We start from the raw sequence: 4,369 nt of genomic DNA on the forward strand, positions 1-4,369 counted from the left end.
ACAAGATAAAACCAAACTATGTAACGAAAAGTAAAATCTCTGTATTTGGCTCGTAGTTGCGCTTTAGCGCTAAAGCGCAACTACGAGCCAGTGATAATTATTTGCGCCCATTTTCTTCTCAAGGAATAGCAGAAGTATTTTACACAAAAACTTTAAGATGCTTCTGGAACTCTAGCAGGTCAAAATTAAATCAATATAATAGTTAGGACAGGGGCAACTTTTCCATAAAGAAAGTCTATAGGAAGGTATTGAGCAGCGTTTTTGCCGCTCAGACTTTCTTTGTGTGGTAGATTTTACCCTGATGATTTTCTGGCTATACTAGTGATTTCAGCTGATTGATAAATTTCATCCCCCAGTATGAAAGACGTATAATATTGGGGGTATAAAAATTTTATCAGTCAATCACTGAGATTAAGAATAACACTACAGAGTGAATCTAAATTAATCAAACGTCTGCTAAGTTAGCACCTATGAAAGAAGAATTTATAGCTAGAGTTGTGCAGGTATTGCGAATTAATATGAGTTGGATGACTTGGAATTTATTTCTGGCTTTTATACCTTTAGCTTTGAGTGTGTGGCTATTTCGCTTTAGGCGTGGTGGCTCTTGGCTTTGGTGGCTAGGATTCTTAGTTTTCTATGCTTTTTTACCGAATGCACCATATTTGTTGACTGATGTAATTCACCTGATAGATGATATCCGCACGATTCAATCAGTTTGGATGATTACTTTGGTACTCATACCTTTGTATTTGTTAGTAATTATCGGTGGATTTGAAGCTTATGTAATATCGTTAATTAATTGGGGTTACTACTTACATCGGATCGGCAAAAGCCAATGGATTTGGCGCGTTGAGTTGATTACTCATTTTTTCTGTGCGGTTGGTGTTTATTGGGGGCGATTTTTGCGTTTGAACAGTTGGGATTTTATTACTCAACCTGATGCAGTACTAACCAAAGGAGTAGAAGAAATTCTTGGAAAACAGCCCTTGGTAATTGTTGCTATAACCTTTGTGGTACTTGCCGGTTTGTACTGGATTATGAAACGAGTAAGTTTAGGTCTTAGCCGACAAAATAGCAAAATTGGGATATCAGGACGCGCAAACTCTAACACGCCAAACATTTGATGAACGTGGCGATTCTGGGTTTTAAATTTGGGGTTTTAATTAGTTATACCCTTGATGAATATTGCTTATCAAAAGAAAGATGTAACTAAACCATCCTTGAGGTGAAATAAATTTAGAAGCAAACGGTTGGATTTTAACTCAGCCACTCTCAAATATCGGCTTTGCTAACTAATGACTAATGACTAATAATCAATTTCTTTCCACCCATGCATGGATGCTATGCCTTTTGTAACCCATTCGATCGCAATTGGGGGGGCTTCTGATATCAAGATGCTAGGATAAACTGCTGCACCCCAATCGGGATGAATTAACACACGGCATTTATTTTTAATCACTGGATAGTTGAGCAAAGCTTTGACAACTGCTGTGTCATCGTGGGGGATTGCTCCAGGATGAGACAGTAAAGGATAGCCTGTACGAGGGTCGATCAGGTCTGTTAAATAGCCGCGATCGCGCAGATTAAATGCCAAATCGCAGCCAAATCTCATAAATCTTTCTCGCAACCGTTCTTTCTCTGTCTCTACTTCTATTGTCTTTTCGACTAATTGATAACGCGATTGCTGTAAGACAATCACTACTCGTAAAAATGGCTGCCGTTTCCAATCTGGTAATATCCGTTCGCAGTTGGCACAGATATATTGACTGGGAGGATGAATTGAAATTTGAACCGCTTGTCCCGTTTCACCAACTAAATTAATGGGACAGCTTTGCTCCGAAGTGTAAACCTTGGGATAGTTCACTAAATTGATTCGATTTTGGCAAGTTTTTTAATTTAATCTCCGGTATAGATGATAGCTCTTAAAAGTTCAGAAAAATCATCAATTTACTATAATATGTCACTTTTTTTGGCAGCAGTTGCTAATAATTGGATAATTTTAATCCGAATTTTATCCTTTATTAACCTGTTCTCATGGGATTTGTTGCGATCGCACTCGGCATTGGCATAGGTGCAGCATCTGGTAGACAAGCGATGCATATAACCGGCTACGCCTACGCTGCTGAAATCTGTTCGATTAAAACCCCAAAAAATGAACTCCATCTCACCCAATTAATTGAGCTTTAAAGAATTCACCGGCACATCATCCCAAGAATCGACTGTCCGCAATCGCGCTACCCAACCTGCTGTCTTTTGCGTCTCGGTCAAATTATTCTCAAATGAATCATGACAATCTTTGGCTTGAGATTCATTACAAGTAGCAATACAGGCATGAATCATTCCAGACGGATCAATTTGCTCATTTACCCAAATAGTCATAGAATATTTCCTCGAAAACTGTAGCGAAAAAAGCTATTCGTCATTTTAGAATACTATTAGAGCCAATCAATTTTGGATTTTGGATTGGCGATTTTCGATTTTGGCATGAGCGCGGCTTGACTGAGCGATCGCCTAATGTCTCAGTCTAACTATTTTGGATTTATTTTGAATTTTAAATTGTTATCTCCTCTTTCGTAGCGACGGCGGTAGAGTAATTCTAACTGTCCACCATATTCTTGAATCCAGGCAATCTGGCGCTGGTAGAGTCCCCGGAAGGTGTTGGCAAATAAAAGTGTAAAGATTGCCACTACTAACCCTGATGCGGTGCATACTAAAGCTTCACTAATTCCAGATGTTACACCTGTTGTTTTAGCACCTCCCACATCTCCGAAATTTAGAGAGGCAAAAGATTTAATTAATCCTAAAACAGTGCCAAGAAGTCCCAACAGGGGCGCAAGACCAATAATTGTCTCAAAAATATTTTGCGATCGCTTAAGTAAGGGAATTTCGCCTTGTGCTTCACTTTCTAATGCCAAACGAAATTCTTCTGGTGTCGCCTCCTCTAATTCTAAAGCTGCTAAAAAAATCCGAGCAATGGGTAAATCAGCATTTTTTTGCAATTTATCTAAAGCACTAACTACATTATCAAGGCGATAAAGCTGTAGCACCTCTCGCACCACCTTGTTTTGCCGATTACTTATCCTTACCCAAAAGATGATCCGTTCGATAATCAGCGCTACCCCTAACAAGGAGAACCCCAGCAGAGGCCACATAACCACGCCACCTGCTGTAAATATATTATTAATTTCCATCGACTCTTTTTTTACTCACCACCAACGCTAGATTAACAGATCGTTGAGATGCAGCAGTTTTAGGCTGGATTGTAGTTACAACAGCTTTTGGGCTATCCTCAGTTTGGCAGAACGCGATCGCGGATTTTTTCCAATCTCTTCTTCTGAAGCAATAATCGGCTTTTTTGTCAAGACTTTTAATAAAGGTGAATTTCTTAAACTATGCTTTACGGGGCGATCTTCCAAACTGTGAAAGCTGATAATTGCAATTTTGCCACCAGGGACAAGGGCATTTGGTGCTTTCTCCAAAAAGGTTTCTAGGGATTTTAACTCATCGTTGACGACAATTCGCAGAGCTTGAAAAACCCGGGTAGCGGGGTGAATTCTGCCATAACGGTATTTGGGGGGAACTGAAGAAGCGATCGCATCAGCTAATTCAATAGTAGTGTGCAACGGTCGCCGTTCGACAATGCGACGAGCAATGCGCCGTGATAATCTCTCTTCACCGTACTTAAAGAAAATATCTGCTAATTCTGCTTCATCCCAATTATTAATCACATCAGCAGCAGTTAGCGATCGCCCCCGATCCATTCGCATATCCAAATTCGCAGCTTGGCGAAAGCTGAAACCCCTTTCTGCTTGGTCTAAATGGTAAGAACTTACCCCCAAATCGGCTAAAATCCCATCGAAAGTGTTAGGGGGAAATTCGTAATCAGCAAAATTGCTATAAATAAATTGTATGCGAGCGCCAAACTCTGATAATTCTTTTTTCGCTGCTGCTAAAGCATCCTCATCTTGGTCAATCGCCGTTACCCGCACATCCGCAGCAGCTTCTAAGATTAGGCGACTGTGACCACCACCGCCTACCGTCGTATCTAGATAATGACCTCCTGGAGATACCGCTAGACCTGTAATTACTTCCTGCGGTAACACTGGTAGATGAGAAAATATCGGTTCTTCGATAGCTAGCTGACGATTCATGAGACTTAGGGCAAAAAACCACAGATGAACTTTAATTATCTATTCTTTTGTTTGTGTCTTTGTATGTTCCTAGTTAAAAGGGCGGTTAAAAATTGCGTCTACAGAGACAAAACCCACCTCCGTGGGCAGGGCTATTTCATTCTAAAATGTGACGTTTTCAAAGTCCCTCTCCCAGACTTGGGAGAGGGATTTAGGGTGAGGGCAAAAACTACGGTTCT

The 4,369-nt window shown here is 40.4% G+C and carries 6 protein-coding genes; 2 read left to right on the top strand and 4 right to left on the bottom strand.

Annotated elements, in window-relative coordinates:
* Window positions 1-470 precede the first annotated feature (470 nt).
* Window positions 471-1,124: a DUF1361 domain-containing protein gene (locus tag V7K73_RS02780; RefSeq protein ID WP_334876917.1), complete on the top strand. Its 654-nt coding sequence runs from the start codon at window positions 471-473 to the stop codon at window positions 1,122-1,124.
* A gap of 182 nt (window positions 1,125-1,306) precedes the next feature.
* Here V7K73_RS02780 and V7K73_RS02785 read toward each other — a convergent pair whose 3' ends face one another.
* A complete protein-coding gene (locus V7K73_RS02785) occupies window positions 1,307-1,864 on the bottom strand; it encodes a methylmalonic aciduria and homocystinuria type D protein (protein ID WP_334876919.1) in 558 nt (185 codons plus the stop codon).
* A gap of 170 nt (window positions 1,865-2,034) precedes the next feature.
* Here V7K73_RS02785 and V7K73_RS02790 point away from each other — a divergent pair, with 170 nt between their 5' ends.
* Window positions 2,035-2,187, top strand: a complete 153-nt coding sequence (locus V7K73_RS02790) for a hypothetical protein (protein ID WP_334876921.1) — start codon at window positions 2,035-2,037, stop codon at window positions 2,185-2,187.
* Here the strand turns inward: V7K73_RS02790 and V7K73_RS02795 are convergent.
* From V7K73_RS02795 to rsmH, 3 genes are all read right to left on the bottom strand, one after another.
* The gene (locus tag V7K73_RS02795; protein WP_334876923.1) at window positions 2,173-2,379 is read right to left on the bottom strand and encodes a glycogen debranching protein; all 207 of its coding nucleotides are present in this window, start codon (window positions 2,377-2,379) and stop codon (window positions 2,173-2,175) included. The genes V7K73_RS02790 and V7K73_RS02795 overlap by 15 nt on opposite strands.
* Window positions 2,380-2,528: 149 nt before the next feature.
* Entirely contained in the window at window positions 2,529-3,191 is a 663-nt protein-coding gene (locus V7K73_RS02800) for a MotA/TolQ/ExbB proton channel family protein (RefSeq protein ID WP_334876925.1), read from the bottom strand.
* Window positions 3,192-3,266: 75 nt separating this feature from the next.
* Window positions 3,267-4,151: a 16S rRNA (cytosine(1402)-N(4))-methyltransferase RsmH gene (gene rsmH, locus V7K73_RS02805; protein WP_334876927.1), complete on the bottom strand. Its 885-nt coding sequence runs from the start codon at window positions 4,149-4,151 to the stop codon at window positions 3,267-3,269.
* Window positions 4,152-4,369 lie beyond the last annotated feature (218 nt).

Source organism: Nostoc sp. (assembly GCF_036916975.1).
Taxonomy (GTDB): Bacteria; Cyanobacteriota; Cyanobacteriia; order Cyanobacteriales; family Nostocaceae; genus Nostoc.